The organism is Pseudarthrobacter sp. NS4 (assembly GCF_024758005.1).
GTDB lineage: Bacteria > Actinomycetota > Actinomycetes > Actinomycetales > Micrococcaceae > Arthrobacter.
Genome location: NZ_CP103288.1, coordinates 4300932 through 4326589, shown reverse-complemented (window position 1 = coordinate 4326589; position 25658 = coordinate 4300932). Strand labels below are relative to the sequence as shown.

Sequence of the window (25658 nt, the reverse complement as noted above, 5' to 3'; positions counted from 1 at the left end):
ATGAGCACCGCAACATCCATCAAGACCTCGGAGACGGCCATGGGCCGCGATGACCTGGCCCGCCTGGTGGCCCGGGACATCGCCCCGGGCTCCTTCGTGAACCTTGGCATCGGCCAGCCCACCCTGGTCTCCAACTACCTCACCGAGAAGCAGAACATCACGCTCCATACGGAGAACGGGATGCTTGGGATGGGACCCGAAGCCAAGGGCGAGGAGATCGACGGTGACCTGATCAACGCCGGCAAGATCCCCGTCACCGAACTCCCCGGCGCCTCCTACTTTCACCATGCCGATTCCTTCGCGATCATGCGCGGCGGGCACCTGGACATCTGTGTGCTCGGCGCGTTCCAGGTCTCGGCGACCGGTGACCTGGCCAACTGGCACACCGGGGCACCCGGTGCCATTCCCGCCGTCGGCGGTGCCATGGACCTGGCCACCGGCGCCAAGGACGTCTTCGTGATGATGACCCTGCTCACCCGCGAAGGTGCCTCCAAGATCGTCGAAGCCTGCACCTACCCGCTCACCGGCATCGGCTGCGTCACCCGCGTCTACACCGACAAGGCCGTCTTCCTCACCGGACCCGACGGCGCCCAGGTCCGCGAAACCTTCGGCTGCACCCTCGAGGAACTCCAGGAGCTGGTCCCCGTCCCGCTCACAGCCGCCCCGGCTGCCTGAGGACGGCCCTAGGATTGATAACCATGACCGAGGCAGCAGTAGCGGGTACCCCGCAAGCCAGCGACCAGTACGTACAGTCGCTGGCGCGCGGACTGGCCGTCATCCGCGCATTCGATACGGACCACCCGGTCATGACCCTGACGGAAGTCGCCGGCCGGACTGGTCTGACGCGGGCCACCGCGCGGAGGTTCCTGCACACCCTGGTGGAACTGGGCTACGTGCGGACCGACGGCAAGACATTTGCGCTGACCGCCAAGGTCCTCCAGCTCGGCTTCGCCTACCTGTCCGGACTTTCGCTGCCCCAGCTCGCGCAGCCGCACCTTGAGGAGCTTTCGCTGAAGCTGGGCGAATCCACCTCCGCCGCTGTGCTGGACGGCACGGACATCGCCTACATCGCCCGGGTCACCACCCGCCGGATCATGAATGTGGGCATCACGGTGGGCACCCGGTTCCCGGCATACGCCACCTCCATGGGCAGGGTCCTGCTGGCACACCTTCCGCCGGCCGAACTGGAGGCCTACCTGGCCGCGGCGGACATCAAACCACTGACCCCGCGCGCGCTGGGAACCGTCCCCGAGCTGCTGGCCGTCCTGGAGACCGTCCGGGCCCAGGGCTGGTGCCTGCTGGACCAGGAGCTGGAGCTGGGACTGATGTCCGTGGCAGCACCTGTCTATGACGGACCCACGAAGGTGGTGGCCGCCGTCAACGTTTCCCTGCAGGCGCAGTCCGTCGCCGCCAAGCCGGACCCGGACGCCTACCTGTCCTCGGTGGCACAGGAAATTATGGCCACAGCCAAACTGGTCTCGGCGGATCTTACTGCCCGCGGATAAGCGGACGGCCAGTACGGCTGGTCCCTGCACCGCCCGGTCCCTTGTCTTCGGCGGCCCACCGTGCAAGTGTGGCCCATGGTCACTGAAGACGACGTGCGACGAGCCGCCCTTGAGCTGCCCGGCGTCACCGAAAGGTCCAGCTGGGGCCAGCCCGCGTGGTTCGCCAGGACCCTGATGGCGAGGATCTGGGAGCCGGGGGTCCTCACGGTCAAGACGGAGGAGCGCGAGGCCCTCGCCGGCACCGAACCTGGCATCTACTTCTGGACTCCCCACCACGAACGTTCACCCCAACTGGTGCTGGTGCGGCTTGACCGGATCGATGCCGGGCTCCTCGGGGAACTGCTGCAGGATTCCTACCTGCTTGCAGGGGGCAGGCCATCCCGTCCGCATCCCGGGCGAAGCTCCTAATGTAACTGTTTCCCACAGAAGGCAGCCCACCTACTCCCGCCGCAGCAGTGCGGGCCATAGACTCAAGCCAATTACGTGCAGCAGCGTTGCTCCGCAAAGCCCGGCCCTCCGGATTAATACCGGGGCAGGGCTTCGCAGGCCGCCGCCGCACTTGTCTGCGAGGGGAGTCAGCGGGTGAAACTGGGCATTCCGCGGGAACGCCGGGAGGGTGAACGGCGAGTTGCCGCCACACCGGAAACCGTCAAGCAACTGGCAGCGCTCGGCGCAGAAGTCCTGGTGGAGGAAGGTGCCGGTTACGCCGCCGGCCATCCTGACCACAACTACCGGCAGGCCGGTGCGCGCCTGGTCCCCGAGCTGGACCTTGCCCAACTGGATGCCCTGGCGCATGTCCGCCCGCTTGACCCGCACAATGTCCGGTCCCTCAAACGGGGGGCAGTGACGGTGGGGCTCGGGTCGCCGTCGTCCGAGCTGCCCACGGTGGAGGCGCTCGCCGACGCCGGAGTCACATCCTTCGCACTGGAACTGGTGCCCCGCATCTCCCGCGCCCAGTCCATGGACGCGTTGAGCTCCCAGGCCCTGGTGGCCGGTTACCGCTGCGTCCTGGAAGCGGCCATCCGGCTTCCGCGGTTCTTCCCGCTCTACATGACCGCGGCCGGCACGGTGCCGCCGGCCCGTGTGCTGGTCCTCGGCGCCGGTGTTGCGGGCCTGCAGGCCATCGGCACCGCTAAACGGCTCGGCGCCCGGGTCTTCGCCAACGATATCCGCCCCGCATCTGCCGACGAGGTGGCCTCCATGGGCGGCACCTTCATCCGGCTGGACCTCGAAACTGCGGAGGCTGCCGGCGGTTACGCCCGCCAGCTCAGTTCCGACGCCGGCACCCGGCAACGCCAGCTGCTGGCACCGCACGTTGCGCAGTCGGACGTCCTGATCACGACGGCGGCCATCCCTGGCAGGCGTGCCCCGCTCCTGGTGACCCGTGAGATGGTGCAGGACATGCGCGCGGGTTCGGTCGTCGTCGACCTCGCCGCGGAGTCAGGCGGCAACGTGGAGGGTGTGGCACCCGGCCAGGACATTGCCGTCCCCACCGCCGACGGCGCCGGGTATGTCACCCTGGTGGGCCTGAAGGACCCCGCCTCTGCGATGGCTTCGGACGCCTCACGCCTCTACGCAAAGAACGTGGCCAACCTCCTGGCACTCATGGTCCGGGACGGCACCATGGCACCCGACTTCGATGATGAGGTGGTGGCCGGGGCCTGCCTGACCCACGATGGCGCGGTCCGGCACCAGCCCACGGCGGAACTCCTCGCTGCCAGAACCAGGACCCGGCAGGAAGGGGTGCTCTGATGGACGGGATGAGCCTGCTGACCATTACGGTCCTGGCGGTATTTGTGGGGTTCGAGGTGGTGTCCAAGGTCTCCAGCACCCTGCACACCCCCCTGATGTCCGGCGCCAACGCCATCCACGGGATCATCCTGGTGGGCGCCATCATCGTGGCCGGGCAGGCATCCGAGCCCTTGATCCTGGCGGTGGCCCTCCTCGCGGTGGTGCTGGCCACCGCCAACCTGGTGGGCGGCTTCGTGGTCACCGACCGGATGCTCCATATGTTCCACGCCAAAAAACAAGTTGCCAGGACCCCGTGGACGAAGGCAGACAGCAAGTGAGCATCCTCGATCCCGTCTGGACCTCGCTCCTGTACCTCCTCGCCGCCGTCTTCTTCATCCTGGCGCTGCGCGGACTCAGTTCTCCCCGGACTGCCCGCCGCGGCAACCTCATCGGGGCGCTGGGTGCGCTGATCGGCGTGGTTACGGTGTTCCTGTCAGCGCAGCTGGACAACGTCCCCTGGATCCTCGGTTCCATCGCCGTGGGCACGGTGGTGGCGGCGCCGGTGGCCCGGGGCGTGAAGATGACGCAGATGCCGCAGCTGGTTGCCGTCTTCAACGGCGTGGGCGGCGGAGCCGCTGCCCTGGTGGCGCTTCTGGAACTAAGCCACGCAGGCGATCCCTGGGTGCGGCTGGCCATCGTGTTCACGCTCCTGGTTGGTGCCGTTTCCTTCGCAGGTTCAGGAGTCACGTTTGCGAAGCTCCAGGAACTGATGACCACCCGGCCGGTGGTGTTCCGCGGGCTCCCCGTGGTGATGGCGGCGGTGCTGCTCGCCGCCGTCGCCACCGCCGTCGGCGTTATCCTGACCGGTTCGGCGGCGCTCGCGGTGCTGCTGCTGGTCCTGGGGCTGGCGGCCGGGATCCTGCTGGTGCTGCCCGTGGGCGGCGCTGACGTCCCGATCGTCATTTCCCTCCTGAACGCCTTCACCGGCCTGGCCGTCGCCGCATCCGGCGTGGTGCTCGGCAACGTCCTGCTGGTGGTCGCCGGCACCCTGGTGGGCGCCTCGGGCACCATCCTCACCCGTGCCATGGCAGCAGCCATGGGCCGGAGCGTGGCCGGCATCCTGTTCGGCGCCTTCCGGGGAGGTTCGACGGCGGGGTCCACCGCTGTGAGCGAGCGTCCCGTCCGGTCTTCCAGCCCCGAGGATGTGGCCGTGCTCCTGGGCTACGCGCAGCGCGTGATCATTGTTCCCGGGTACGGCCTGGCCGTGGCGCAGGGGCAACACACTGCGGCGGAGCTGGCGCAGGCCCTGGAAGCCCGCGGCATCGACGTCGACTTCGCCATCCATCCGGTGGCCGGGCGGATGCCGGGGCACATGAACGTGCTGCTGGCCGAGGCGAACGTGCCCTATGAGTCGCTCAAGGAGATGGGGGAGATCAACCCCAAGTTCAAGACGGCGGATGTGGCCTTGGTGGTCGGCGCCAACGACGTGGTGAACCCGGCAGCCAAAACCTCCTCCGGCTCGCCCATCTACGGCATGCCCATCCTGGAGGTGGCTGACGCGCGGCAGGTGGTGTTCCTGAAGCGTTCGATGCGTCCGGGGTTTGCCGGAATCGAAAACGAACTGCTGTACGAGCCGCAGACGTCGCTGCTGTTCGGCGACGCCAAGGACTCGCTGGCCCAGGTGCTGGGGGCAGTGAAGGCGCTGTAACCCTGCCGGGCTGCTTCGAACCCGTCCCCGGGCAGGCTACTCTTTTTTCATAAGTAGCCTTTCCATTTGCCACCGAAGGACACCATGACTGCCCACAGCTCCACTAAACCCCAGCGCGCTGCAATCATCGTGAACCCCGCCAAGCCGGTGGACATCGACGTACGTGGACTCGTCGCGAAGCACTGTGTCGAAAACGGCTGGGGCGAGACGCTCTGGTTCGAAACCACGCTGGAGGACCCCGGCGTCGGCCAGGCGAAGGAAGCCCTCGCCCAGGGCGCCGACATCGTCATCGCTGCCGGCGGTGACGGCACCGTACGCTGCGTCGCCGAAGTCCTCGCCGGCGGGGACACCCCAATGGGCCTGCTTCCCCTGGGTACCGGCAACCTGCTGGCCCGCAACCTGGGAATGGACGTCACGGATTACGACGGCGCCATGGCCGGGGCGCTGCTCGGTGCCGAACGGAAGATCGATGTGGTCCGCGCCCGCCGCAGCGACCCCGACGACGAGCAGCTGTTCCTGGTCATGGCCGGTGTGGGATACGACGCGACCATCATGGCCGATACCAACCAGGAGCTTAAGCACAAGGTGGGCTGGCTTGCCTACGTGGACGCCGGAATCCGGAACCTGCCGGGCAAGCCGGTGAAGGCGACAGTGGTGATCGATGGAAAAACGGTAGTGCGGCGCGGAGTCCGCAGCGTGATGGTGGGGAACTGCGGCAAGGTCCAGGGCGGCCTGGAGATTTTCCCGGAAGCCAAAATGGATGACGGCCTGCTCGACGTGGCGGTGCTGGCTCCCCACCATGGCCGGCTGGGCTGGCTCTCCGTGCTTGCCGGCATCATTGGCAAGGGGCGGAACAAGGACACCTCGGTGGAGTACTTCCAAGGCAAGACCGTGGAAATCATTCTGGAGCACAAGGACGACTACCAGTTGGACGGTGACCACGAGGGCCAGGGCAAGCACGTCCTGATGACCATGGTGCCGTCCGCACTCACCCTCCGGATGTAGTTTTCCTACGTCAGCAGCTTGCCCCACCGCTGGTCCAGCAGCGGCGCTCCGGCGAGCCTGAGCGCGTGCCAGAGCGTGACGGCCACGGAATCCAGCACGGGAATGCCGGTGTCCTCCTCGATTTCCGCCGTGATGTTGGCCCCGTAGAGGTTGGTGCACAGGTAGACAAGGGCGTCGGGGGCAGCCTGTGCGAGTTCCCTTGAACCGGGCCGCATCTCGTCGTCGGTGACCCGGGCGAAGGATTCATTGTCGCTCAGGCCCAAGGCCCGGTGGTCCACGGTCTTGATCCCTTCCCGTTCATAGCAGGCCATCACCCGGTGGTTCACGTCCTCGGTGTACGGCGTGAAAAGGCTGATTCGCTCCGTGCCGAAGCTCCGGAACGCTTCGAGGTACGCCAGCGTGGAGGTGGTCGCCGGGATCCCCGTGGCATCCGTGATTTCCTGCGCCAGCTCACGGTCGTGGCCGGGTCCCAGCCATGACCCCGAGGTGCCGTTCCAGGCAATGACGTCCACGTCCGCCGTCGCGAGCAGCCGTGCAGCGTCGCGCATGACGGCGGGATCAAACTGCCGGTCAGAGGAGTGGTCCAGGGCGATCCGGGTGACGGGGATGCGGGTGAAATGGACGGTGACGTCCGTTCGGCCGCCCAGGATGCGGTACGTCTGCGGCTCCAGGCAGGTGTTGGAAGACGGGACGATCATGCCGATCCGCCGGGGGCGGGTTGTTGAAGGCATCAAGACTCCTAAAGTGTTGCAGCGGCGGCGTGCGCGGCGGCGGCGGGGATGGCGGACTGGTGCTGGCGGAAGCCGTTGCGGGTGATGAAGCGCCCGGCGGCGCCGGGATCGTGGAAACCTTCGGCATCCAGCACCACCCGGCCGTTCGAAATGACGACGGCGGGCCAGCCTGTGAGGGCGTGTCCATCGAACGGCGAGAAGTCGGTCCCCATGTGCAGGGCCGGGCCGTCCACGGTGCGCTCTTCCGCGGGGTCGAAGATCACCAGGTCGGCGTCGAACCCTTCGGCGATGCGGCCTTTGCCTGGTACGGCATTGATTCGTGCCGGGCCGGCGGAGAAAACTTCCACGAAGTCTTCCACGCTGGCACCGGAGGAGGTCATGGTGGTGAAGGTGACCGGCATCCGGGTTTCCACGCCAGGGAGGCCATGGGGCATGGCCCGTACGTCGTCCGTGCGCTCGCGCTTCTGTGAAAGGTCGTAGCAGGAGTGGTCGGAGGACATGGTGTGAATTGCCCCGGCAGCCAGCCGTGACTTGAGTGCCGCCACCGTTTCGGCGTTGCGCATGGGCGGGCAGCAAGCAAACCACTCGGGGAATTTCGAGCCGTAGACGGAGTCAGCCAGCGTGACGTAATGCGGGCAGGTCTCGGAGTAGGCCTCAAGCCCGCGGCGCCGGGCCTCGGTGACAAGATCAACTGCCCCCGGCGTTGATTGGTGGACAAAGTAGACGGGCGCCGTGGTGTATTCGGCCATGGCCAACGTTTCCTTGACGGAGACCTCCTCAGCGAGCTCGGGCCGGGTCCGGTGCAGGTGGCCGATGCCGATACGGCCGTCCTGGGCGTGCTGCTCGGTGCAGTCGGCAATGATCGCATCATGCTCGGCGTGGATGTAGGTCAAGCCGTCCAGCCGGACCATTTCACGCATGACCTTCAGGATGGTGCCGCCGTCGGCCATGGTGGTGCCACGGTTGGTGGTGTACATCTTCACGGAGCGCACGCCCTCGGCGGCAAGCTGCTCCAGCTGCCAGGGGACGGTTTCGTCCCAGCTGATCACGGCCCCGTGGAGCGCAACATCGCACCTGGATTCGGTGGCGAGTTCCTTTTTGTGCAGGACGGCTGCCAGCGGTGTTTCCTGGGCATCGCGGGGAATCCCGAAGTCGATGATGGTGGTGGTCCCGCCCCAGAGGGCAGCGGTGGATGTGGTCCGGTAGTCGTCCAGGGTCCGGAAGCGGCCCGTCACCTGGGCCACGTGGCAGTGGCCGTCCACGCCGCCGGGGATCACGAGCTTCCCCGAGGCGTCGATGGTTCGGGCGGCGTCCGGGGCGGCCTCAGCTGCGTCAACCAGCGCGGTGATGCGCCCCTCCCGGATAACAATGTGGGCCTCTTGGCGGCCGAGGGCGTTGACCACGGTGGCGTTGGTGATGACAAGGTCTGGCTGGTTGGACATCGGTGTCCTCCTTTGAAAAAAGCGGCTTCTAGGCAGTGGGTGCGGAATCGTGGGCCTTCTCCTGTGCTGCGGCAAGCGCGGCGCCGAGGTTTTCGGAGAGCCCTTTACGTCCCTTGACGGGTGGGGGAGCGAAGGCGCCGGCGCGGTGGGACCCGGACTGCAGGCCCACAACAGCTTCGGTCATCCGGATTCCTGCAGAGATGCCGTCCACCACCGGCACGGGAATCTGTTCCCTGAGCTCGCGGGCAAGCCCGGCCAGCGGGGCGCCGGCCAGAATGACGACGTCTGCCCCGTCCTCGGTTACGGCCTGCCGGCTTAGTGCCAGGAGGGTGTCCTTGAAGTCCTGCTGGACGGAGCCGATGCTGTTCAGGGACTCGTTGATGGACCGGATGGAGGCGAGCCGTCCGGCCAGCCCGAACCGCTCCACGCAGTCGCGGTACCAGGGCTGGATCCGGTCCGAGATGGCGATGATGGAAAAGCGGTGGCCCTGAAGCGAGGCGGCGCAGAGCGCGGCCTCGGTGATGCCGATGACCGGAACGTCCGCCAGTTCCTTAAGGGCAGGCATTCCCGGATCGCCGAACGCGGCCACCACCACGCCGTCCACGGATTCGCCGCCGGGGCGGGTGTATTCGGCGACGAGTTCAGCTACCGCTGCGGAGGCGATGAGTGACTCGAAGCGGGTCTCGATGTACTCCACGCCGTGGCCGGCGGTGCGGACCAAAAGTTCGGTGCCGGGAGCGGCGGAACGAAGTGCTTCCGATTCAATAAGGGCAGTGACATCGTCGCTGATGTTGGGGTTGATGACGAGAAGTTTCATTTCTTCTTCCGGTGAAATTCTGGTTCGGTCTTCTTGAAGTCCTCGGGGAACTGTTCGCGGTACTTGCCGATGTGGGAAGCAGACTTGGCGGCTGCCCGGTCGGGGTCGCCGCTTGCGATGGCGGCATACAGTTCACGGTGTTCCTGGATGAGTTCCGGCAGGTCGGCGACATGCCGGAAGAGCCAGTGCATGCGGCCCTGGAGGGGTTCGAGTGCTGATTTGAGGAAGTTGTTGTCAGCGATGCCGGTGATGGCGTCATGGAACTCACTGTTGGCTCGGTGGGCTTCCATAACCGCGCCTTTGGCAAGGAGGCTCTCCGCGCTGTCCAGGAGGTCTTTCAGGTGAGTGAGGTCCTCCCGGGTGGCCCGTATGGCGGCCAGCCGGCATGCCAGGACTTCCAGGGACTGTCGGACATCGAAGAGGTCCTCCACGTCTTTGGGGCTGAGCGTGCTGACCTCGGCCCCCCTCGCACCCCGGTCGCTGACGAGGCCTTCCTGGCGGAGCATGCGAAGGGCTTCACGGACCGGCAGCCGGGAAACGGAGAATTCTGCTGCAAGGTCGCGTTCCACCAACCGCGTGCCGGGAGCGTAGTGTCCTTCGAAAATCCGGGTGCGGAGCGTATCCCGGACAGCCTCGCGGAGCGGGCGTTCCTTGTCCTGGGTGTCTTCTGCAGTAAGCATGGTGCTCCATTCGGATTTCCGTGTGACGCTGCTCCCGGCAGCGGAAGCGTGGAGTGAGTGTTGCCTTGGATGGCTAGCTTAGACAGGAAGCCGCTTGTTGTAATTCAGGGTCAGGACCGAGGCGCCCATGACGATTGCGGATCCCACGAAGTAGAGCAGCGCCCAGGTGTATGACCCGGTTGCGCCCACAATGAGCCCGACGGCGATGGGAGTAACGAAGCCGGAGATGTTGCCGCTGAAGTTCATGGCCCCGCCCAGCACGCCGGCGTTGGTGCGCCCGCCCAGGATGGAGGGGATGCTCCAGAAGAGGCCCACCCAGCGCAGGAAGAACATGACCAGGGAGAGCAGTACTACGGCCGTGGTGGGGTCAGGGACCACCGTGACGCCGATGAGGCCGCCAATGACCACCGCGCTGGAGATGCCCAGCAGGGTCCGCATGACGCGGTTGGCTGAGGCGCCGGATGCGCGCCACTTGTCGGCAATGGTGCCGCCGATGATTTCACCAACGAACCCGGCGCCGAAGATCAGGAAGGTGGACCAGCCGATGGTTTTCAGGTCGAAGCCCTTGGCCTGGGCCAGGTAGAGCGGGCCCCAGGTCAGCAGGCCGTAGAACACTCCGTTGAATCCCAGCCAGCCGAAGCACATGGCCCAGAAGGAGCGGAACCGCAGGTAGGGGAGCAGTGCACGCTTGCCCTGGCTGCCGTCTGCCTTCGCCTCGGCATCCTCGGCCGCATGGGAGGCTTCAATATAGGCGGCCTCTGCCTCGTTGACGCCGCGGTGTTCACGGGGATTGTCCCGGACGTACCACCAGACCGCCAGGCCCATGAGGACAGTGGCAGCGCCGGCGATCACGAAGGCCATGCGCCAGCTGCCGGTGGAGGCGATCAGGCCGGCGATGATGATGCCGCCCAGGCCCGCGCCCAGCGGTGCACCGGCGTCCAGGATGGTTGCGCCGCGGCCACGTTCGGACTTGTGCATCCAGATGGCGTTGAGCTTTCCGCCGGCGGGCATTACTCCGGCCTCGGTAACGCCAATGCCCATGCGGGCAATGAACATGCTGAGGAACCCTCCTGCCATGCCTGAGGCCGCAGTGGCAGCGCCCCAGCCGACGCAGGATGCGGTCATGACCTTGCGGGGGCCGAACTTGTCGATCAGCCAGCCAACAGGGATCTGCATCAGGGCATAGGTCCAAAAGAAGGCTGAGAGCAGGAGTCCCACCAGCTCAGGGGCGAGGTTGAATTCCTTCTGGATGATGGGGAGCGCAACCGAGATGGAACCCCGGTCGATGTAGTTGACGGCAACCAGGACCAACAGCAGCAGGAAAAGCTTCCAGCGGACGGTGGTGCGCCTTTGCACGCCGTCCTTCGGGGGCTGTCCCGTTGTTGCATCGGTGGCGTCGCCAGCGGCAGACGCCGCTGCTGTTTCAGTATTTGGGATAGACACAGCTTCTCCTTCACGGGGAAGTTTACGGGTGGGGGAGGTATGGGGGGGAGGGTGCGGGCCGGAAATGCAGGGGTTTGAGTCTGCGAATCCGTTAGTACAAAGGCCGTGGTGGGCGATCCGGAGCGCCGTGTCCCCGGCCTTGTCGTTTGGGATCCCATTTTGGGATCCCAAATCAAAGATAAGAGTGACCCGCGCCACTGTCAAGGGTTTTGGCGAAGTCCAGTCTTCAGGTGGCCCGCAAACGGATTGTGACTGCGCGCGGTGGTACCTGCCTGCCCTCAAATCCCAACTAAGTAGCAGCAGGTGTCGTTATCACGCCTCAAAACGACACCTGCTGCGACCTGGTTGGGATGACTGGCTGCGAGCCGATGGCGCGGCTGATTCCGCGGGCGTGAACGGTTCACCGGGACGGACGAAGTTGTGTTGCGCCGCCGTTCCGATCGTGGGAAGCACGCCGGGCGTAGGATTCTGAAGGAACGTCAGCGCGGCCGCCCGTCAGACCAGCACCAGGTACCGCAGGAAAGGTGCTATTGCCACGTGAAGATGCTCGCTGAGATGTTCAGCATTGCTCCCGCCAACAAGGACCACCATCCTGCCCTGAGCTGCGCGGTAGGAGTATTTGTACCGCTCTTCTCGCTGGTACTCCTGGGGCGGCTGGACCTGGCCATCTTCGCGTCCTTCGGCGCTTTCACCGGAATCTACGGCCGCGGCGAACCCCATGCCGCCCGCTTCGCCCTGCAGATGCGGGCCGGGCTGCTGATGTTGCTGGTGATCCTCCTGGCGTCCCTTGCCGCGAGGATCGAAGCTGCTTGGGGGCTGGACCGCTCCACCACCACGTGGCTGCTGGTCCTGGCCACCACCGTGGTTGCCGGCGGCTGCTCAGTGGCGATTTCCTGGCTGCGCCTGCGCCCGGCCGGTTCCCTCTTCCACATCTTTGCCTTTGCGGCCATAGCATCCATCCCTAATCAACCACCGTTGTGGCAGGGCATGCTGGTATCGGTCCTCACCACCGGTTTCTGCCTGGTGATCGGGTTCTCCTCCCGCGTGCTGCCCAGCCACCGCACGCCGTGGGTACGGCCCCCGCCTATCCGGCGCACACCAGATGAGAAGCGGGCTGCATGGCTGGAAGGCCTCGGCTACCTGGTGGCGGCGGGGCTGGCCGGGTCCCTGGCTACGTGGGCAGGGGAACGGCTCGGATTCGGCCACAACTACTGGGCGATGGTGGCCGCCGTCGTTCCCCTGGTGGGTCACACGACCCGCCACCGGGTACGCCGTGGAATCCAAAGGATCATTGGCACTGTGCTGGGCCTGGTGATCCTGGCCGGAATAGTGCTGCTGGAACTGCAGCCATGGCAGACGGTGCTCGTCATGGCACTGTGCCAGTTCGGTGCCGAACTGTTTATCATCCGCCAGTATTTGCTGGCCCAGGTGTTCGTCACGCCGCTGGCCCTGATCTCCACACTGCTGGTGGTCCCGTCGGCACCTGCCATCCTGCTCCGGGACCGCATCATCGAAACCGTGATCGGGGCCGCCGTCGGCATCGCCGTGGTGCTGGCGCCGGACGTGCGGCGCCGGCTTCGGCAACGGACCACGATGGCCTAGCCGCCTTTCGCGTCGGAAGGTACCCTGAGGCCACAACCATTCAACGGAAGCTGGTGAGGTGTGGCGAATTCGAGGTCCGGTGATTCGGTGGTGGACCGGATCGTCCGGCTCATCTCAGCCTTTCCGCAGGATGTGAGCGCCCTGCAGCTGTCCGAGCTTTCCGTCCGTGCGGGCCTGCCACTCACCACCACCCACCGGCTGGTCCGGCAGCTGGCGGGGCATGGCCTCCTGGAGGCCGGCCCCGACGGCATGGTGCGGCCCGGGCTGCGGCTGTGGGAGCTGGTGAACCGGACCTCCCCAACCCTTGCCTTGAGGCAGGCGGCGATGCCGTTCATGGAAGACATCCAGCAGGTGCTCAACCAGAACGTGAACCTGGCGGTGCTGGACGGGTGGGAGGCGCTCTTCGTGGAAAGGCTGTCAAGGCGGGGATCCGTGGCCAACCGTGCCCAGGTGGCCGGCAGGATGCCCATCCACATCTCTTCGGCAGGGCTGGCGCTTATGGGGCACCAGGACAAGGCCCTGCAGGCTGAATATCTTGGGCAGTTCGCGGACCCCGACGGGAAGGTCACCAGGGAAGCCATCCGGGCGCTGCTCAGCGAAACTTCCCGCCAGGGCTTCGCCCAGCTGGCTGGCGTCGTGGATCCCGACACCTGGGGCATCGCCGTCCCCGTGCTCAACCGCAGGCAACGGGCGGTGGCGTCCCTCGGCGTCGTGGTTCCCTTGCGCGAGGTGCGCCTTCAAGCACTGGTGCCCGCGCTACAGACTGCCGCCCGCGGCATTTCCCGCAGCCTAGGTGATTCCTGACGCCGCTCCCATTCAACGGAATTGGCGTAACGTCAGCCACTTCTTCAAGCGCACACTGGGGGCAGACCAATTCCCCCGGCACCGCCACGCGGGCCCCGCAACGAAGCGAGAAGAACCATGGCAGCACGCAAGATCATCTCTACCCGGGTGGCCATCATGGGTGCCGGTCCTGCCGGGCTGATGCTCTCCCACCTGCTGGCGAAAGCCGGCATCGACTCCACGGTGATCGAGGTCCGCAGCCACAAGGAGATCTCCGAAACCGTCCGCGCCGGCATCCTCGAACACGGCACGGTCAACCTGCTGGTGGACAGCGGAGTCTCGGACCGGGTGCTGCGTGACGGAGACCGGCACGACGGCATCGAACTGCGCTTCAACGGCGAAAGCCACCGCGTGGACTTCAAAGACCTGGTGGGGGAGTCCGTCTGGCTGTATCCCCAGACGGACGTTTTCCTGGACCTCGCCGCCCGCAGGAAGGCCGACGGCGGTGACGTCCGCTACAGCGTCACGGACACCACCGTGCATGACCTGGAAGGAAAGCCGAAGGTCTGGTTCACGGACGCCGAGGGCGTGGAGTTCGAGATCCAGGCCGACTTCCTGGTGGGTGCGGACGGTTCCCGCAGCCACTGCCGGTTCCAGATCCCCGAGGCGCACCGCAAATGGTACTTCCACGAATACCCCTTCGCATGGTTCGGCATCCTCGCCGAGGCCCCGCGCAGTTCCGATGAACTGATCTATGCCAACTCCGCCAACGGCTTCGCCCTGATCAGCCAGCGAACGGAAACCGTGCAGCGGATGTACTTCCAGTGCGACCCCAGGGAAAACGTTGCCAACTGGGATGACGACCGGATCTGGGCCGAGTTCCGCAGCCGGGTGAACGGCAACGGCTTCGAACTCAAGGAAGGCCCGGTCATCGAGAAGATGGTGCTGCCGTTCCGCAGCTTTGTCCACACCCCGATGCGCCACGGCAACCTCTTCCTGGCGGGTGACGCGGCGCACACCGTTCCGCCCACCGGTGCCAAGGGCCTGAACCTGGCGATCCATGACGTCAAAGTCCTCTTCGAAGGACTCGACAGCCACTACAACTCCGGCTCGGACCGCCTGCTGGAGGCCTACAGCGACCGCGCCCTGGAACGGGTATGGAAGGCGCAGCAGTTCTCCTACTGGATGACCACCATGCTGCACACCCCGGCTGACGCCGACGACTTCTCCCGCGCCCGCCAACTCGGCGAACTCAGCTCCGTGGTCTCCTCACGGCACGGACTGGCCTACCTCGCCGAGGCCTACACCGGCTGGCCTGGCGCCCGCTGACGCGCGGCGGGCCGGGCGCGCCGCCGGCGGAAGCGGTCCGCCCGCCGATCAACGCACGGGGGCCGCAGGCAGCTTGCTGTCCTCGCCGGACACGGAGGCATCGGAGAGTGGCGGCGCCGCGACAGGTGCGGCCGGTGGAACGGCCGGCAGGCCCCTCCTGCCCTTGCGGCGCGCTGATCTGCCATAGACCAAGTACATGGTGACGCCGGTGATCACCATCAGGAGCACGGTGTAGACAAAAGTATTGGCAACGCCTTCCACTCCCTCGGCCCCGTCTGTGTTCGCCTTGATAACCAGACCCAGGGGCTGGACCAGCGGGTGGGCCAGGAAGATGGCGGTGTCGTAGTCGTCCAGCAGGCTGTTGAAGTTCAAGGCGGTAATGGCGGCGGCCGCGGGCAGCACGAGCGGGAGGAGGATCCGCCGGAACACATAGAGCGTCTTGGCGCCCATGATGGCTGCCGCCTCCTCCAGCGAAGAGTTCACCGAGGCAAACGAAGCCTTGAGCATGCGGAGCGTGAACGGGATCTTCACGGTGACAAAGGCGATCAGCAGGATCACAGTGGTGCCGGTGAGCACTGCGCCGCCCACCAGGGGGTTGGGGTGGTCGTAGCTGATGATCAGGCCAAGGGCCAGCAGCGCCGAGGGCAGGATCCAGGGAATGTGGAGCAGGTATTCAAAGACCGAGGCCACCCAGTTCCTGTGCTTCTGCAGCAGCCGCGCCACGAACAGCAGCCCGCCGACGGCGATGAGCGCGGCCAGCGCGCTGTACACCACGCTGACGATGAACGGCCGCAGCCCTGACTGCTGGGTAAGGACCCGCACGTAGTTGTCCAGGGTCAGGTTGCCTGGCGTGAGCTGTCCGGTCTGGATGGCGGCACCGTCCGCGAATGAATACAGCACTATGAGCAGCACCGGCAGCGTATACACGGCGAACAGCAGGTACGCCACCGCGTGCACCGCAGCATTGGCCACGGGGCTGGTGATCTGCTGCTTCTGCAGCTCGGAGGAGACCTTGGACACCGAGAAGTAGGTGCCGCCCTTCTCCATGCGGGACATCACCGCGAGCATCAGGATGGTGGCTACGCCCAGGATCACGGCCAGCAGCGCGGCGAGGTCACGTGACGTGGGGCTGTTGGTGAATGTCAGGATCATCGGCGTGATGGTCTGGAAATCGCGCCCGCCCAGAACCTGCGGAGCGCTGAGGGCCCCAAGCCCGGTGAGGAAGGACAGGATGGTCACGGCGAACAGCGTGGGCTTGAGCATCGGCAGCACGATCCGCCGCAGGATGGTCCAGGTGGAGGCGCCCAGGTTCCGCGCGGCCTCTATGGTCTGGTAGTCGATCCCCTTCAGCGCGTTGGCAACGAACAGCATGTGGTTGGTAGTGGTGGCAAAGGTCATCACCACCAGGACCGCGAAAAATCCCGAGAACCAGGCCGGATCCATGCCGGGAAACACCTTCACCAGCAGGGAGGTGACAATCCCCTTGTCCCCGTAGATGAACTTGTACCCCGCGGCCAGCACGATGCCGCCGTAAATGAACGTGGAGGCGTAGCCAAGGAAGAGGATCCGTGAGCCCCGGATGCGGAAGTAATGCGTCACCAGGACTATAAATATCCCCACCAGGTTCACGGTGATGGACAACGCGATTGCGAGCAGGAAACTGTTGCCCAGCGCTTTCATGGCGCGCTGGGACGAAAAGAGCTTCTCCGCCGCCCGCCCGGAAAAGCTGCCGTCCGGGAAGAACGTGGCCATGAGGACGTTCACGTTGGGCCACACCAGGAACGCGGCAATGAACCAGGTGAGCACAACGCCCACTATCAGCACGAAGGGCGAGCGGAGCATCCCGCGGACCGGAGTGCTGCTCATGGCAGGGCTACCGCCTGGTCCTGCTGCTGCAGGGCAGCGCCGGTTTCCGGGTGGTACTGCAGCACATGCTCCGGCTGGAGGTACACAGTGGTTTCCGTCCCGGGGCCGCGGTGGGCCCCGCCGTCCTCCTTCACCAGGAGGCGGATGTCCGCGCCGTGGCTGCGCACGATGTACCGGCTGTGCAGGCCATGGTAGGTGCGGGACACCACCGTGCCGGGAAGTCCGACGGCGGCGCCCCCGTTGGCGGGGCGGTCCAGGGACGCCTTTTCCACCCGAAGGTAGGAGTTGGCGTGCGTGCTGAGTTGTGCACCCGAAAGCCGGTTCACTTCCGCAACGAACTCCGGCGTCAGGGCCGAGCTGTCGCCGATGAAGTTGCAGACGAACTCGGTGGCGGCCTGGTCATAAATTTCCTGCGGCGTCCCCACCTGCTCCACCACGCCCTTATTGAACACTGCCACCCGGTCGCTCATGGCCAGGGCCTCATCCTGGTCATGCGTCACGTAGACGGTGGTAATGCCAAACTCACTCTGCAGGTCCTTAAGCTGCTGCCGGAGCTGGTGGCGGAGCTTGGCATCCAGGTTGGACAGCGGCTCGTCCAGCAGCAGGATCTTGGGCCGCAGCACCAGTGCGCGTGCCACGGCCACCCTCTGCTGCTGCCCGCCGGACAGCTCCGCCACGTTCTTGGCCAGCTGCTCGTCGCTCAGTTCCACGCGCCGGGCAATGTCCCGGACCAGGCGGTCGCTGTCCGCAGGTTTTTCCTTCCGCACCCGCAACCCGAATGCGATGTTCTCCCAGACGCTCATGCTGGGGAACAAGGCATAGTTCTGGAACACCATGCCCACCTGCCTCTTATCACTGGGAAGGCGGGTGACATCCCTGCCGTCCACCTGGACGGTGCCCTTGGCCGGCTGGATGAAGCCGGCCAAGGTGCGCAACGCCGTCGTCTTTCCGCAGCCGGAAGGCCCCAGCAAGGTGAAGAACTCCCCGGGCCGGACGTGCAGGTCCAGTTGCGGTATGGCGGTGAAATCGCCGAAGGAAACTTCGATGTTGTCCAAGCGGATCATGGCAAACCTGTCTGGTGGAACGGGAAGCTGGCAGGGGGACCGGGCTACGTCATGTATTCGAGTTCGATCTTTTCCACCCAGGCGCCCATGTTCTCCTGCACGAACTCCCAGTCAATGTCCTGCTGCTTGAGGTCCGCGAAGAAGTCCACCACCTCGGGATTGGCCTGGGCTTCGGCTTCCTTGTTGACCGGCATTGAGTTGAACTGCTTTGCAAACTCGCCCTGGACCTCGGCGCTGCCAAACCAGTCGATGAACTTTTGGGCCTGCTCTTGCTTTTCGGTGCCTTTGACCAGGGCAATCTGCTCCACGGCGAGCGGGACGCCCACGGAGGGAACCACGGTGTCAACGTTCACCTTGAAGGATGTCTCCCGCTCGGCGATGATCGAGGACGGCATCTGCCCCATGTCCACCTCACCGGAGGCGATGCGGGCAAAGAGATCGGTCTTTGCAACGGCGGGGCTGCCGTTCTGGAAGTACTGCTCCACCTGCTTCCAGCCTTCGTCAGAGATGCCCAGGTCGCCGGAGTCGTCACGGTAGCGGTTGAGGATCCCCGCGAAAACGAGCTGGGCGGTAGCAGTGCCCAGGCCCGTCACCCGCTCGTAGCGGTCCTTGAATTCGTCCTTCGTCCACAGGTCTGTCCAGTCCTGCGGCGCGGCGTCCTTGGAGATCTTGTCTGAGTTGTAGCCCAGGAGGATGGCCTGCTTCACCAGCGGCCAATACGTCTCGCCGTCGCCCAGCTCTTTGTCCACCTCGCCTGCCCAGGACGGCTCGTACGGTTCCAACACGTCCTCAGCCTTGATCTGCGCAAAGTACATGTTGTTCAACCCGAAAGCGACGTCCGCGATGGGGTTGTTTTTCTCGGCGATCAACTTGTTGGTGGCGTCGGCACCGCCGGCACCTACGATCTCGATCTTGAATCCGGCCTCGGCTGCCTCGGCAGTCAGCCATTCGCCGCGGCCTTCGCCGTTGGAGTTGGTGTAAACCACCAGGGTTTCGCCGGAACCTGCGGCCGGAGCGGAGGACGCATCGCCCGAAGCAGCGGGCGGGGTGGTCCCGCCGCCGCATCCGGCAAGGAGGGTGACGGCGAGGGCGGCGGCAACCAAAGTCTGCAATTTACGCACGATCAGGACTCATTTCTGGACTGGAATCGGAGCATGTCCGCACAGCCTATAACCGGGCATGCGGAATGTGGGGCCGTTTTGCTATCGATTCGATAAACAGCCCGGCTGCCCAATGTGGTCCAGTCGGGAGAACTGTCGGCGGCCTTCGGGTAAACGCCGCGTGAAAGGTCAGTCCTGGCCAAAAGTGGTTGGTACGGCGCGGCCCTTAAGCCATGGCCGTCTGGGCCGCACTTCGCGCGTTGATGCTCTTGGCATAGCAGTACGAGTGCTCCACCCCGATATACGGACCGAAGTTCGGCACCGGTTCGAACCCCGAATTCCGGTAAAAATTCCGCCCGTCCGGCTGCGCAGAGCCGGCCTCCGCCTTGATCCGCGTGATTCCCTGCTTGAAAGCCTCGGCCTCCAAAGCGGCAAGGATGGAGCTGGCAATCCCTGAGCCGCGGGTATAGGGAAGGACGTACAGCCGCTTAATCTCGGCTGTGGACGAATCCAGGAGCCGCAGGCCGCCGCATCCCACGGGCTGGCCCGATCCTTTGTCGTACGCCACGAGGAACACGGCGCAGTCGGCGCCCGACGGCGGGGGGCCGGGCTCGTGGTCCACGGTCCCGAAGCGGGCGTCGAGTTCGGCCTGCTGGGCCCGTCGCAGGTCGGCGCCAACAGGATTGGACCAGGGCACTTGCCGAATGTTCAGCCGCGGATTGGTCTGCATGTCTGTCTCGATTCGCCGAAGGGTTATGCAGTAAAAGACTAGAAGCCGGTGGTTACACCGGTGTTTCCTTCTGGTAAGCGCTTGGATAACCTGGAACCGGCCCCGCCAAGTTACTTGGTTGACTAGTTATTAGCTGGTCTAAGATCAGGTGCATGGGTTCCACAGGTAATGAAGGCTCCGGGTACTGGTACGGTCCGGACGGGCAGTTGGATTATGGTGCTGCCGTGCTGAAGTCACTGCGGGATTACCGGGCCGCTGAAACGGCCGTCCGCCGCTCCACCCGGGACTCCATGGGCATGGGCGAAACAGACATTCTGGCCTTGCGCTATCTCTTGCGCGTCCAGGCCTCGGGGAAGACTGTTGTCCCCAAAGACCTCAGCCGGTTTTTGGGCATCACCAGCGCTTCCACCACGTCGCTGATTGACAGGCTGGTAGCCAGCGGGCACGTCCGCCGCGAGGCGCACCCCACGGACCGCCGGTCCGTCGTCGTCGTTCCTACCGCTGAGTCGGACAAGGAGGTGCGCGAGACGCTGGGCGGGATGCACCGCAGAATGATGTCGGTCGCTGAAGGGCTGACTGCCGACCAGGCGCGCATCGTCGTTGATTTCCTGCAACGCATGACAGAGGCGCTCAGCATCCGGGAGGGCCAGCAGCAGGAGAAGTAACTAGCCGGACTAGCTAGTCCACCTAGTAATATGTCTGCTTACGATCAACCTTGAAAGTCTCTTTTCGATGGAGTCGTGAGCGCGTTGATCACTTTTACTGAAGTTTCACCCCAGAACCCCTGCTTCAACATGGGAAACGGCGCAGGCTCTCCAACGTCCGGCCAGGCCCCGGACCTGGCGAAGGAGCTGCGGGACAGCGCTGTCCACTGCGGGACGCCCATGGAACTTGCAACTCCTGCAACTGGGCCGGCTGCGGCCCACTACACCTTCGAACCGGATGCTGAGGTACCCATCGAACTGCCGCCGGTATGGCGCTGCCGGTGCGGATTCCAGCTGGATGCCTGGCTGCCCGCCGCCGGCACCGTCCGCTTCGCCGTGGACGCAGCCGGCCAGGGCACAGCCAGCGGCGCCCCACTTCACGCATGAGCACGCCCGCCCTGGCACCCCCGGAACAGGGGTGGCGTGCCATGCAGCCCTCCGGGGACGCCGTCGTCGCAGGCAGGTTCAAACTTGGGGAACGCCTGGGACGCGGGTCCGCGGCTGAAGTCTTCCGGGCCGCGGATCTCGCCGGTGGCCCGGATGTGGCAGTCAAAATGGCAGTTGCGCACTCGGACAAGCAGCGGGAGCGGACCGGCAATGAAGGCGCCGTGCTGGCCGCGCTTCACCACCCCTCCATCATCAGGTTCGTCGCCGAGGGCGTCATGCCTGCCGGCGGAACCCACAGCGGGCGCCCGTTCCTGGTCCAGGAGCTGGCTCTGGGCACCAGCCTTTCCGAGGCCGTCCGCAGCAACTGCCGCTGGCCGGCGGAAGTAGCGGTCTGGGCAAGCGGGCTGTTCAGCGCCCTTGCGCATCTGCACTCCCGGGGCCTGGTCCACCGCGACATCAAGCCCGGCAACCTGATGTTGAGCGGCCTGCGAAGGAGCCCTGTCCGGATCATCGACTTCGGAATCGCGGCGGAAGCCGACTCGGCGCCCGAACCCGGCATCTCCTCCGGAACAGCGCACTACATGAGCCCCGAGCAGGCATCAGGGGGAGCCACGCAACCAACGTGGGATGTCTACTCCATGGGACTGGTCCTCCTGGAGCTCCTGACCGGATCCAAGGCGTTTCCGGGGACCGCCATCGAATCCCTTGTGGCCAGGACCCTTCGCAGCCCCGATATTCCGGATTTCCTTGGGCCCCGCTGGAGTCCGTTCCTCCGTTCCCTGACGGCAATGGACAGTGCGGAACGCCCGACGGCGGAAGAGGCGGCTGCAGTTGCCGCACGCCTTGTCCCGCCTGCGCCGGCCGTCAAGGTGGCCGTTTCTGCCGGGTGGCAGCGGCCGGCAGCCGCCGATTCCGGCAGTGTGCCTGACGCCAGCGTGGCGGGATACTGCTAGGGACGCGTTATCCGGCCGGTGGGGTCTTCGGCGGTGGGATCGGCGAGAGCCAGTCCGCCTAGGGGGCTGCCGTCCCAGTGGATCAGCTTCCAGCCGGCATCAGGATCGCCTTCCAGGGCGACGATTCCGGTGTTGGCCAGGACGTGGCGCGCCGCAAATTCATGGTCGGCATCCTCTGCGCGGCGCCCCGCCCAGGTGCGGATAGCGGCACCGTGGCTTACCACCGCTGCCGTGTCATGCTGCTGTTGGGCTGCCCGTTCCACTACCTGCGTTATGGCCGCATCGAATCGATCGAAGAATGCATGGCCGTCAGGTCCGGCCGGCATTCGGAGGTTAAGATCTCCGGCTGCCCAGGCGATCACCGTTCCCATGTATCGCTTGTGCGATTCGTGGTCGGTCAGTTTCTCCAGGGCACCGGCCTCGATCTCGTGAAGGCCATCAAGGACCTCCACGTCCAGGCTGTGCAGCTTCCCAAGCGGCGCTGCCGTGATCTGGGTGCGGATCAGCGTGGAGGCATACAATGCACCAATTGGCTCGTTGGCCAGCGACCGGGCCATCGTTTCGGCCTGCCGCTCGCCGAGTTCCGTGAGCCCAGGCCCCGGATGCGCGGTATCCAGCTGGCCGAGGACGTTGCCGGGGGTCTGTCCGTGGCGGATGAGCAGCAGCTTCATGCTCTCCAGTTTCGCACTCCGGCCGCGGCACAGCAGACCGGTCCACCCTAACCTCAGTAACACGAAAGGCGCCGGGCTGTTCAAAAGCCCGGCGCCGCCGTCGTACCTTTTCCTGCTGCCTTCCTGCCTGCTGCGGCCGGACTACTTCAGGTGGTCCACCAGCTGGTCCGCGATGCCCGTGTACTTTCCGGGCGTCAGCGCGAGCAGGCGCGCTTCGGCATCGGCCGAAAGGCCAAGGCTCTGCACGAACTCCTGCATGCGGGCAGCGTCCACGCGCTGGCCGCGGGTGAGGTCCTTGAGCCGTTCGTAGGGGTTTTCCATGCCCTCGACGCCCGCAATCGCCTCGGCCCGCATGACCATCTGGATTGCCTCGCCCAGCACTTCCCAGTTGGTGTCGAGGTCCCCGGCCAGCACGTCTTCAGCAACATCAAGGCGTTCCAGGCCCTTGGCTACGTTGGAAATGGCGAGCAGCGAGTGGCCGAACGCCACGCCAATGTTGCGCTGGCTGGAGGAGTCCGTGAGGTCCCGCTGCCAGCGGGAGGTGACCAGCGTTGCGCCCAGGGTGTCCAGCAGGCCGTTGGAAATTTCCAGGTTGGCTTCGGCATTTTCGAAGCGGATGGGGTTGACCTTGTGCGGCATGGTGGAGGAGCCGGTGGCGCCGGCCACGGGAATCTGCGCGAAGTAGCCGATGGAGATGTAGCTCCAGATGTCCGTGCAGACGTTGTGGAGGATGCGGTTGAAGCGCGCGACGTCGGCATACAGTTCTGCCTGCCAGTCGTGGCTTTCGATCTGCGTGGTAAGCGGGTTCCAGGTCAGCCCCAGCCCTTCCACGAAGGACTTGGAAACCTGCTGCCAGTCCGCACCGGGAACTGAAGCAACGTGGGCGGCGTACGTGCCCGTGGCGCCGTTGATCTTGCCCAGGTATTCCGTCCTGGCGATCCGGTCCAGCTGGCGGGTGAGGCGGTGCGCGATGACCGCCAGTTCCTTGCCGAGGGTGGTGGGGGTGGCCGGCTGGCCGTGCGTCCGGGACAGCATGGGCACGGAGCGGTTGTCCTCCGCCATCCTGCTGATCTGGCCTGCCAGGGCACGTGCTGCCGGCAGCCACACGTCCTCCACAGCCCCCTTGATGCCCAGGGCGTAGGAGAGGTTGTTGATGTCTTCGGAAGTGCAGCCGAAGTGGACCATGGCCGTCAGGTTTTCAATGCCGACGGCGGGAAGCCGGCGGCCGATGTAATACTCCACAGCCTTCACGTCGTGGACGGTTACGGCCTCGATTTCAGCCAGTTCGGCCACGGAAGCGGCATCGAATTCGGTGACGATGGCACGCAGCTGGTCCTGCTGCTCAGGCGTGAGCGGACCGGCGCCCGGGAGGACATTGTTGCTGGCCAGATGGATGAGCCATTCAACTTCAACAGCCACACGGTCCCGGTTCAGCGCAGCTTCCGACAGGTAGTCGATGAGCGGGGCGACGGCAGTCTGGTAACGGCCGTCCAGGGGGCCGAGCGCGATTTTTTCCGGTGACGCGGCGAGGGCCAGGCGTCCCGAGGGCGTACGTGTGTCAGCTGTGGCGGCAGTTTCAGGCATGTGCTGATTCTTTCACGAAGTCCGACGGTGCCTTAAGCGTGGCCTTTCAGGTTACTTGTCCACATAGCAGGCGCCGGTGCTTAAGACTGCACACCGTCTTTCGTAGCGTGGACGCAGCAGCAGGCAGGGCATGACATCAGCAACCGGGGAGGCCCGGGCGGGGGAGCGGGCATGGGCAACGATCCGGGAAGCGGCATCTGGGGTGTGGCCGCACAGCGCAGCATCGAAGTGCAGCAGTTGGCGGCAAGGATGACCCTTTGTGAGACCCGGACCGAAGAGGTGCTCGCCGCACTGTGGGACATCCAGCTGGCGGAATGGCAGTCGCCCGCCGGGCAGGCTTACCGGAATTCGCTCAGCCTCCAGGCGGCAGCGATTCGCCGTGCAGCTGACCGGCTGCATGAAGCGGCCGCTGCGGCGGCTTGCCACGCAAGGGCGATCCTGTCGTCCGAATGCTCGTACGGCGGGCCGGCCTGATGGCGGACCTGACCCCATCCGGCACCGGAGGAAATTTTCAGCTGCCAGGTCCGGCCAGGGACGGCAGCCTTGTCATTTCCGGAGGCATCGGAGGAATCACCTTCCAACTTGAGGAGCTTGCATCCGGAGCGGAGAGGCTGGACGGCCTTGCATCCAGGCTCGGTGCCATCGAGGGGGAGGTACACCGCATCTGGGAGGATCTCTGCCCGTACCAGAACGAGCCCCGGACCACCGGAACCGCTGCGCTCCTCTCGGTGTGGGATGCAAAAGACAGCGTTCAAGCCGTCAGGACCGAATTTCAGCGGATCAGCAGCCTTGTTCGCGACTGCAGGCGTGACTACGAAAAAGCGGAAGCCTTCGCCCGCACCTGGAGAAGCCTGGGGGTTTGGAGCCCGCAAGAGGAATTGGGGAAGCACGCGGATTTCTGGCGGACTGGTTTCCTCAACGGGAAAGCAGCCGAAATGCTGGCGGGTAAATCCGTCTCGACCATGCCGTGGGCCAAGACCTTGCTCGAAGGCGCGATTCCGGCCCTGAAGCCGACCCCGCCCACCGTCCGCCAGGAGGAAAGCATCCCCATCGAGCTCGATTCATCACCGGCAGGCCTGCTCGAGCGGATTCGGCTGATCGACGCGCGAGGCAGGGGCTACATCGAAGTCATAGAAGTGGCTGACGATGGCCGAAAAGCCTACGTTGTGGTTATTCCCGGCACCCAAATGGAGGATGCCGAATCCGGCACCAATCCCTTCGACCTCGGCGGCATCGCGGAAGGGCTTGGCAGTAAATCCTCCGGGGTTAACGCATCTGTGCTGGAGGCGCTCCAGTCCGCGGGGGCGGAGAAGGGATCTCCGGTCGTCGCAGTGGGGTACAGCCAGGGCGGAATCCATGCCATGAACCTGGCGGCCGACGAGTTGTTCCGCTCCGAGTACGACATGAAATACGTCATCACAGCGGGCTCACCCGTTGCCCTCATAACACCCCCGGACGATGTCACAACCCTTCACCTGGAGCACCGGACCGACTGGGTTCCCGGAAGTGAGGGCTCACCAAACCCGGACGCCAGGAACCAGGTCACGGTCACCATGAGCGATGACCTGTATGTGCAAACGGGGGAGGACGTTGGTCTTGGGCCGGGTCATAGCCTCAGCGGGTACCAGGAGGGCGCGCGGCTGGTCGCGGCCAGCGGGGACCCGACGTTGGTGCAGTCCACGGGCGTACTCGGGGGCGTGCTGGGCGCCGGTGGAGCGGCAACAGCCACCCGGTTCTCCCTGTCGCGGCCCAAGGCGCCGTCTCCGGCCATTCCATCACCGGATGCACGGGTCCGGGAACGGGCACTTGGCGGGCGGTAACCG

26 protein-coding genes are annotated in these 25658 nt (G+C 65.4%); 15 read left to right on the top strand and 11 right to left on the bottom strand.

Annotated elements, in window-relative coordinates:
- The 7 genes from NXY83_RS20305 (at window position 1) to NXY83_RS20275 (ending at window position 5949) form a co-directional block, all read left to right on the top strand.
- On the top strand, window positions 1-675 hold the full coding sequence (locus NXY83_RS20305; RefSeq protein ID WP_258803991.1) for a 3-oxoacid CoA-transferase subunit B: 675 nt from the start codon (window positions 1-3) through the stop codon (window positions 673-675).
- A gap of 23 nt (window positions 676-698) precedes the next feature.
- A complete protein-coding gene (locus NXY83_RS20300) occupies window positions 699-1505 on the top strand; it encodes an IclR family transcriptional regulator domain-containing protein (protein WP_258803990.1) in 807 nt (268 codons plus the stop codon).
- Between the two features lie 75 nt (window positions 1506-1580).
- Window positions 1581-1913, top strand: a complete 333-nt coding sequence (locus NXY83_RS20295) for an MmcQ/YjbR family DNA-binding protein (protein ID WP_258803989.1) — start codon at window positions 1581-1583, stop codon at window positions 1911-1913.
- A 174-nt stretch (window positions 1914-2087) separates the two neighbouring features.
- Window positions 2088-3257: a Re/Si-specific NAD(P)(+) transhydrogenase subunit alpha gene (locus NXY83_RS20290; RefSeq protein WP_258803988.1), complete on the top strand. Its 1170-nt coding sequence runs from the start codon at window positions 2088-2090 to the stop codon at window positions 3255-3257.
- The gene (locus NXY83_RS20285) at window positions 3257-3574 is read left to right on the top strand and encodes an NAD(P) transhydrogenase subunit alpha (RefSeq protein ID WP_258803987.1); all 318 of its coding nucleotides are present in this window, start codon (window positions 3257-3259) and stop codon (window positions 3572-3574) included. The genes NXY83_RS20290 and NXY83_RS20285 overlap by 1 nt, the downstream gene beginning before the upstream one ends.
- Window positions 3571-4944 carry an NAD(P)(+) transhydrogenase (Re/Si-specific) subunit beta gene (locus NXY83_RS20280; RefSeq protein WP_258803986.1) on the top strand — a complete coding sequence of 458 codons (1374 nt, stop codon included), beginning with the start codon at window positions 3571-3573 and terminating at the stop codon, window positions 4942-4944. Before NXY83_RS20285 ends, NXY83_RS20280 begins: the two co-directional genes overlap by 4 nt.
- An 84-nt stretch (window positions 4945-5028) precedes the next feature.
- Complete coding sequence (locus tag NXY83_RS20275) at window positions 5029-5949, top strand: diacylglycerol/lipid kinase family protein (RefSeq protein WP_258803985.1); 921 nt, start codon at window positions 5029-5031, stop codon at window positions 5947-5949.
- Window positions 5950-5954: 5 nt separating this feature from the next.
- Here NXY83_RS20275 and NXY83_RS20270 read toward each other — a convergent pair whose 3' ends face one another.
- The 5 genes from NXY83_RS20270 to NXY83_RS20250 all read right to left on the bottom strand — a co-directional run bounded on the left by NXY83_RS20270 (window position 5955) and on the right by NXY83_RS20250 (window position 11062).
- Complete coding sequence (locus NXY83_RS20270) at window positions 5955-6680, bottom strand: maleate cis-trans isomerase family protein (protein ID WP_258803984.1); 726 nt, start codon at window positions 6678-6680, stop codon at window positions 5955-5957.
- Between the two features lie 8 nt (window positions 6681-6688).
- Window positions 6689-8122 (bottom strand): amidohydrolase family protein, encoded by a 1434-nt coding sequence (locus NXY83_RS20265; RefSeq protein WP_258803983.1) that lies wholly within the window; start codon window positions 8120-8122, stop codon window positions 6689-6691.
- 28 nt (window positions 8123-8150) lie between these two features.
- Entirely contained in the window at window positions 8151-8939 is a 789-nt protein-coding gene (locus NXY83_RS20260; RefSeq protein ID WP_258803982.1) for an aspartate/glutamate racemase family protein, read from the bottom strand.
- Window positions 8936-9619, bottom strand: a complete 684-nt coding sequence (locus NXY83_RS20255) for a GntR family transcriptional regulator (RefSeq protein ID WP_258803981.1) — start codon at window positions 9617-9619, stop codon at window positions 8936-8938. Before NXY83_RS20255 ends, NXY83_RS20260 begins: the two co-directional genes overlap by 4 nt.
- 78 nt (window positions 9620-9697) lie before the next feature.
- Window positions 9698-11062 (bottom strand): MFS transporter, encoded by a 1365-nt coding sequence (locus NXY83_RS20250; RefSeq protein WP_258803980.1) that lies wholly within the window; start codon window positions 11060-11062, stop codon window positions 9698-9700.
- 537 nt (window positions 11063-11599) lie between these two features.
- Here NXY83_RS20250 and NXY83_RS20245 point away from each other — a divergent pair.
- The 3 genes from NXY83_RS20245 to NXY83_RS20235 all read left to right on the top strand — a co-directional run bounded on the left by NXY83_RS20245 (window position 11600) and on the right by NXY83_RS20235 (window position 14776).
- Window positions 11600-12664 (top strand): FUSC family protein, encoded by a 1065-nt coding sequence (locus NXY83_RS20245; RefSeq protein ID WP_258803979.1) that lies wholly within the window; start codon window positions 11600-11602, stop codon window positions 12662-12664.
- 60 nt (window positions 12665-12724) lie between these two features.
- Window positions 12725-13468 (top strand): IclR family transcriptional regulator, encoded by a 744-nt coding sequence (locus NXY83_RS20240; RefSeq protein WP_258803978.1) that lies wholly within the window; start codon window positions 12725-12727, stop codon window positions 13466-13468.
- 117 nt (window positions 13469-13585) lie between these two features.
- A complete protein-coding gene (locus NXY83_RS20235) occupies window positions 13586-14776 on the top strand; it encodes a 4-hydroxybenzoate 3-monooxygenase (RefSeq protein WP_258803977.1) in 1191 nt (396 codons plus the stop codon).
- 48 nt (window positions 14777-14824) lie between these two features.
- Here NXY83_RS20235 and NXY83_RS20230 read toward each other — a convergent pair whose 3' ends face one another.
- The 4 genes from NXY83_RS20230 to NXY83_RS20215 form a co-directional block, all read right to left on the bottom strand.
- Window positions 14825-16642, bottom strand: a complete 1818-nt coding sequence (locus NXY83_RS20230) for an ABC transporter permease (protein ID WP_258803976.1) — start codon at window positions 16640-16642, stop codon at window positions 14825-14827.
- Entirely contained in the window at window positions 16639-17706 is a 1068-nt protein-coding gene (locus NXY83_RS20225) for an ABC transporter ATP-binding protein (RefSeq protein ID WP_258803975.1), read from the bottom strand. The genes NXY83_RS20230 and NXY83_RS20225 overlap by 4 nt, the downstream gene beginning before the upstream one ends.
- Before the next feature lie 44 nt (window positions 17707-17750).
- Entirely contained in the window at window positions 17751-18827 is a 1077-nt protein-coding gene (locus NXY83_RS20220) for an extracellular solute-binding protein (protein WP_258803974.1), read from the bottom strand.
- Between the two features lie 205 nt (window positions 18828-19032).
- Window positions 19033-19536: a GNAT family N-acetyltransferase gene (locus tag NXY83_RS20215; protein WP_309484106.1), complete on the bottom strand. Its 504-nt coding sequence runs from the start codon at window positions 19534-19536 to the stop codon at window positions 19033-19035.
- 152 nt (window positions 19537-19688) lie between these two features.
- Between NXY83_RS20215 and NXY83_RS20210 the strand changes: the two genes are divergently transcribed.
- The 3 genes from NXY83_RS20210 (at window position 19689) to NXY83_RS20200 (ending at window position 21580) form a co-directional block, all read left to right on the top strand.
- Window positions 19689-20201, top strand: a complete 513-nt coding sequence (locus NXY83_RS20210) for a MarR family winged helix-turn-helix transcriptional regulator (RefSeq protein ID WP_258803972.1) — start codon at window positions 19689-19691, stop codon at window positions 20199-20201.
- Between the two features lie 75 nt (window positions 20202-20276).
- A complete protein-coding gene (locus tag NXY83_RS20205) occupies window positions 20277-20627 on the top strand; it encodes a hypothetical protein (protein ID WP_258803971.1) in 351 nt (116 codons plus the stop codon).
- A complete protein-coding gene (locus NXY83_RS20200; RefSeq protein WP_258803970.1) occupies window positions 20624-21580 on the top strand; it encodes a serine/threonine-protein kinase in 957 nt (318 codons plus the stop codon). The genes NXY83_RS20205 and NXY83_RS20200 overlap by 4 nt, the downstream gene beginning before the upstream one ends.
- On the opposite strand, the gene NXY83_RS20195 is transcribed toward NXY83_RS20200, so the two are convergent.
- Together NXY83_RS20195 and purB are read right to left on the bottom strand one after the other, a co-directional pair.
- The gene (locus tag NXY83_RS20195) at window positions 21577-22251 is read right to left on the bottom strand and encodes a histidine phosphatase family protein (RefSeq protein WP_258803969.1); all 675 of its coding nucleotides are present in this window, start codon (window positions 22249-22251) and stop codon (window positions 21577-21579) included. The genes NXY83_RS20200 and NXY83_RS20195 overlap by 4 nt on opposite strands.
- A 141-nt stretch (window positions 22252-22392) precedes the next feature.
- Window positions 22393-23835: an adenylosuccinate lyase gene (purB, locus tag NXY83_RS20190; protein ID WP_258803968.1), complete on the bottom strand. Its 1443-nt coding sequence runs from the start codon at window positions 23833-23835 to the stop codon at window positions 22393-22395.
- A gap of 171 nt (window positions 23836-24006) precedes the next feature.
- Here purB and NXY83_RS20185 point away from each other — a divergent pair, with 171 nt between their 5' ends.
- Both NXY83_RS20185 and NXY83_RS20180 read left to right on the top strand, forming a co-directional pair.
- Complete coding sequence (locus tag NXY83_RS20185; RefSeq protein ID WP_258803967.1) at window positions 24007-24309, top strand: hypothetical protein; 303 nt, start codon at window positions 24007-24009, stop codon at window positions 24307-24309.
- Window positions 24285-25655, top strand: a complete 1371-nt coding sequence (locus tag NXY83_RS20180) for a hypothetical protein (RefSeq protein WP_258803966.1) — start codon at window positions 24285-24287, stop codon at window positions 25653-25655. The genes NXY83_RS20185 and NXY83_RS20180 overlap by 25 nt, the downstream gene beginning before the upstream one ends.
- Window positions 25656-25658: the final 3 nt, after the last annotated feature.

What these genes read in the sequence shown, in the direction of transcription:
- NXY83_RS20305 (WP_258803991.1), top strand. Translation starts at nt 1, where the DNA reads ATGAGCACCGCAACATCCATCAAGACCTCGGAGACGGCCATGGGCCGC.
- NXY83_RS20300 (WP_258803990.1), top strand. Translation starts at nt 699, where the DNA reads ATGACCGAGGCAGCAGTAGCGGGTACCCCGCAAGCCAGCGACCAGTAC.
- NXY83_RS20295 (WP_258803989.1), top strand. Translation starts at nt 1,581, where the DNA reads ATGGTCACTGAAGACGACGTGCGACGAGCCGCCCTTGAGCTGCCCGGC.
- NXY83_RS20285 (WP_258803987.1), top strand. Translation starts at nt 3,257, where the DNA reads ATGGACGGGATGAGCCTGCTGACCATTACGGTCCTGGCGGTATTTGTG.
- NXY83_RS20275 (WP_258803985.1), top strand. Translation starts at nt 5,029, where the DNA reads ATGACTGCCCACAGCTCCACTAAACCCCAGCGCGCTGCAATCATCGTG.
- NXY83_RS20270 (WP_258803984.1), bottom strand. Translation starts at nt 6,680, where the DNA reads ATGCCTTCAACAACCCGCCCCCGGCGGATCGGCATGATCGTCCCGTCT.
- NXY83_RS20265 (WP_258803983.1), bottom strand. Translation starts at nt 8,122, where the DNA reads ATGTCCAACCAGCCAGACCTTGTCATCACCAACGCCACCGTGGTCAAC.
- NXY83_RS20260 (WP_258803982.1), bottom strand. Translation starts at nt 8,939, where the DNA reads ATGAAACTTCTCGTCATCAACCCCAACATCAGCGACGATGTCACTGCC.
- NXY83_RS20255 (WP_258803981.1), bottom strand. Translation starts at nt 9,619, where the DNA reads ATGCTTACTGCAGAAGACACCCAGGACAAGGAACGCCCGCTCCGCGAG.
- NXY83_RS20235 (WP_258803977.1), top strand. Translation starts at nt 13,586, where the DNA reads ATGGCAGCACGCAAGATCATCTCTACCCGGGTGGCCATCATGGGTGCC.
- NXY83_RS20230 (WP_258803976.1), bottom strand. Translation starts at nt 16,642, where the DNA reads ATGAGCAGCACTCCGGTCCGCGGGATGCTCCGCTCGCCCTTCGTGCTG.
- NXY83_RS20225 (WP_258803975.1), bottom strand. Translation starts at nt 17,706, where the DNA reads ATGATCCGCTTGGACAACATCGAAGTTTCCTTCGGCGATTTCACCGCC.
- NXY83_RS20215 (WP_309484106.1), bottom strand. Translation starts at nt 19,536, where the DNA reads ATGCAGACCAATCCGCGGCTGAACATTCGGCAAGTGCCCTGGTCCAAT.
- NXY83_RS20210 (WP_258803972.1), top strand. Translation starts at nt 19,689, where the DNA reads ATGGGTTCCACAGGTAATGAAGGCTCCGGGTACTGGTACGGTCCGGAC.
- NXY83_RS20200 (WP_258803970.1), top strand. Translation starts at nt 20,624, where the DNA reads ATGAGCACGCCCGCCCTGGCACCCCCGGAACAGGGGTGGCGTGCCATG.
- NXY83_RS20195 (WP_258803969.1), bottom strand. Translation starts at nt 22,251, where the DNA reads ATGAAGCTGCTGCTCATCCGCCACGGACAGACCCCCGGCAACGTCCTC.
- purB (WP_258803968.1), bottom strand. Translation starts at nt 23,835, where the DNA reads ATGCCTGAAACTGCCGCCACAGCTGACACACGTACGCCCTCGGGACGC.
- NXY83_RS20185 (WP_258803967.1), top strand. Translation starts at nt 24,007, where the DNA reads ATGGGCAACGATCCGGGAAGCGGCATCTGGGGTGTGGCCGCACAGCGC.
- NXY83_RS20180 (WP_258803966.1), top strand. Translation starts at nt 24,285, where the DNA reads ATGCTCGTACGGCGGGCCGGCCTGATGGCGGACCTGACCCCATCCGGC.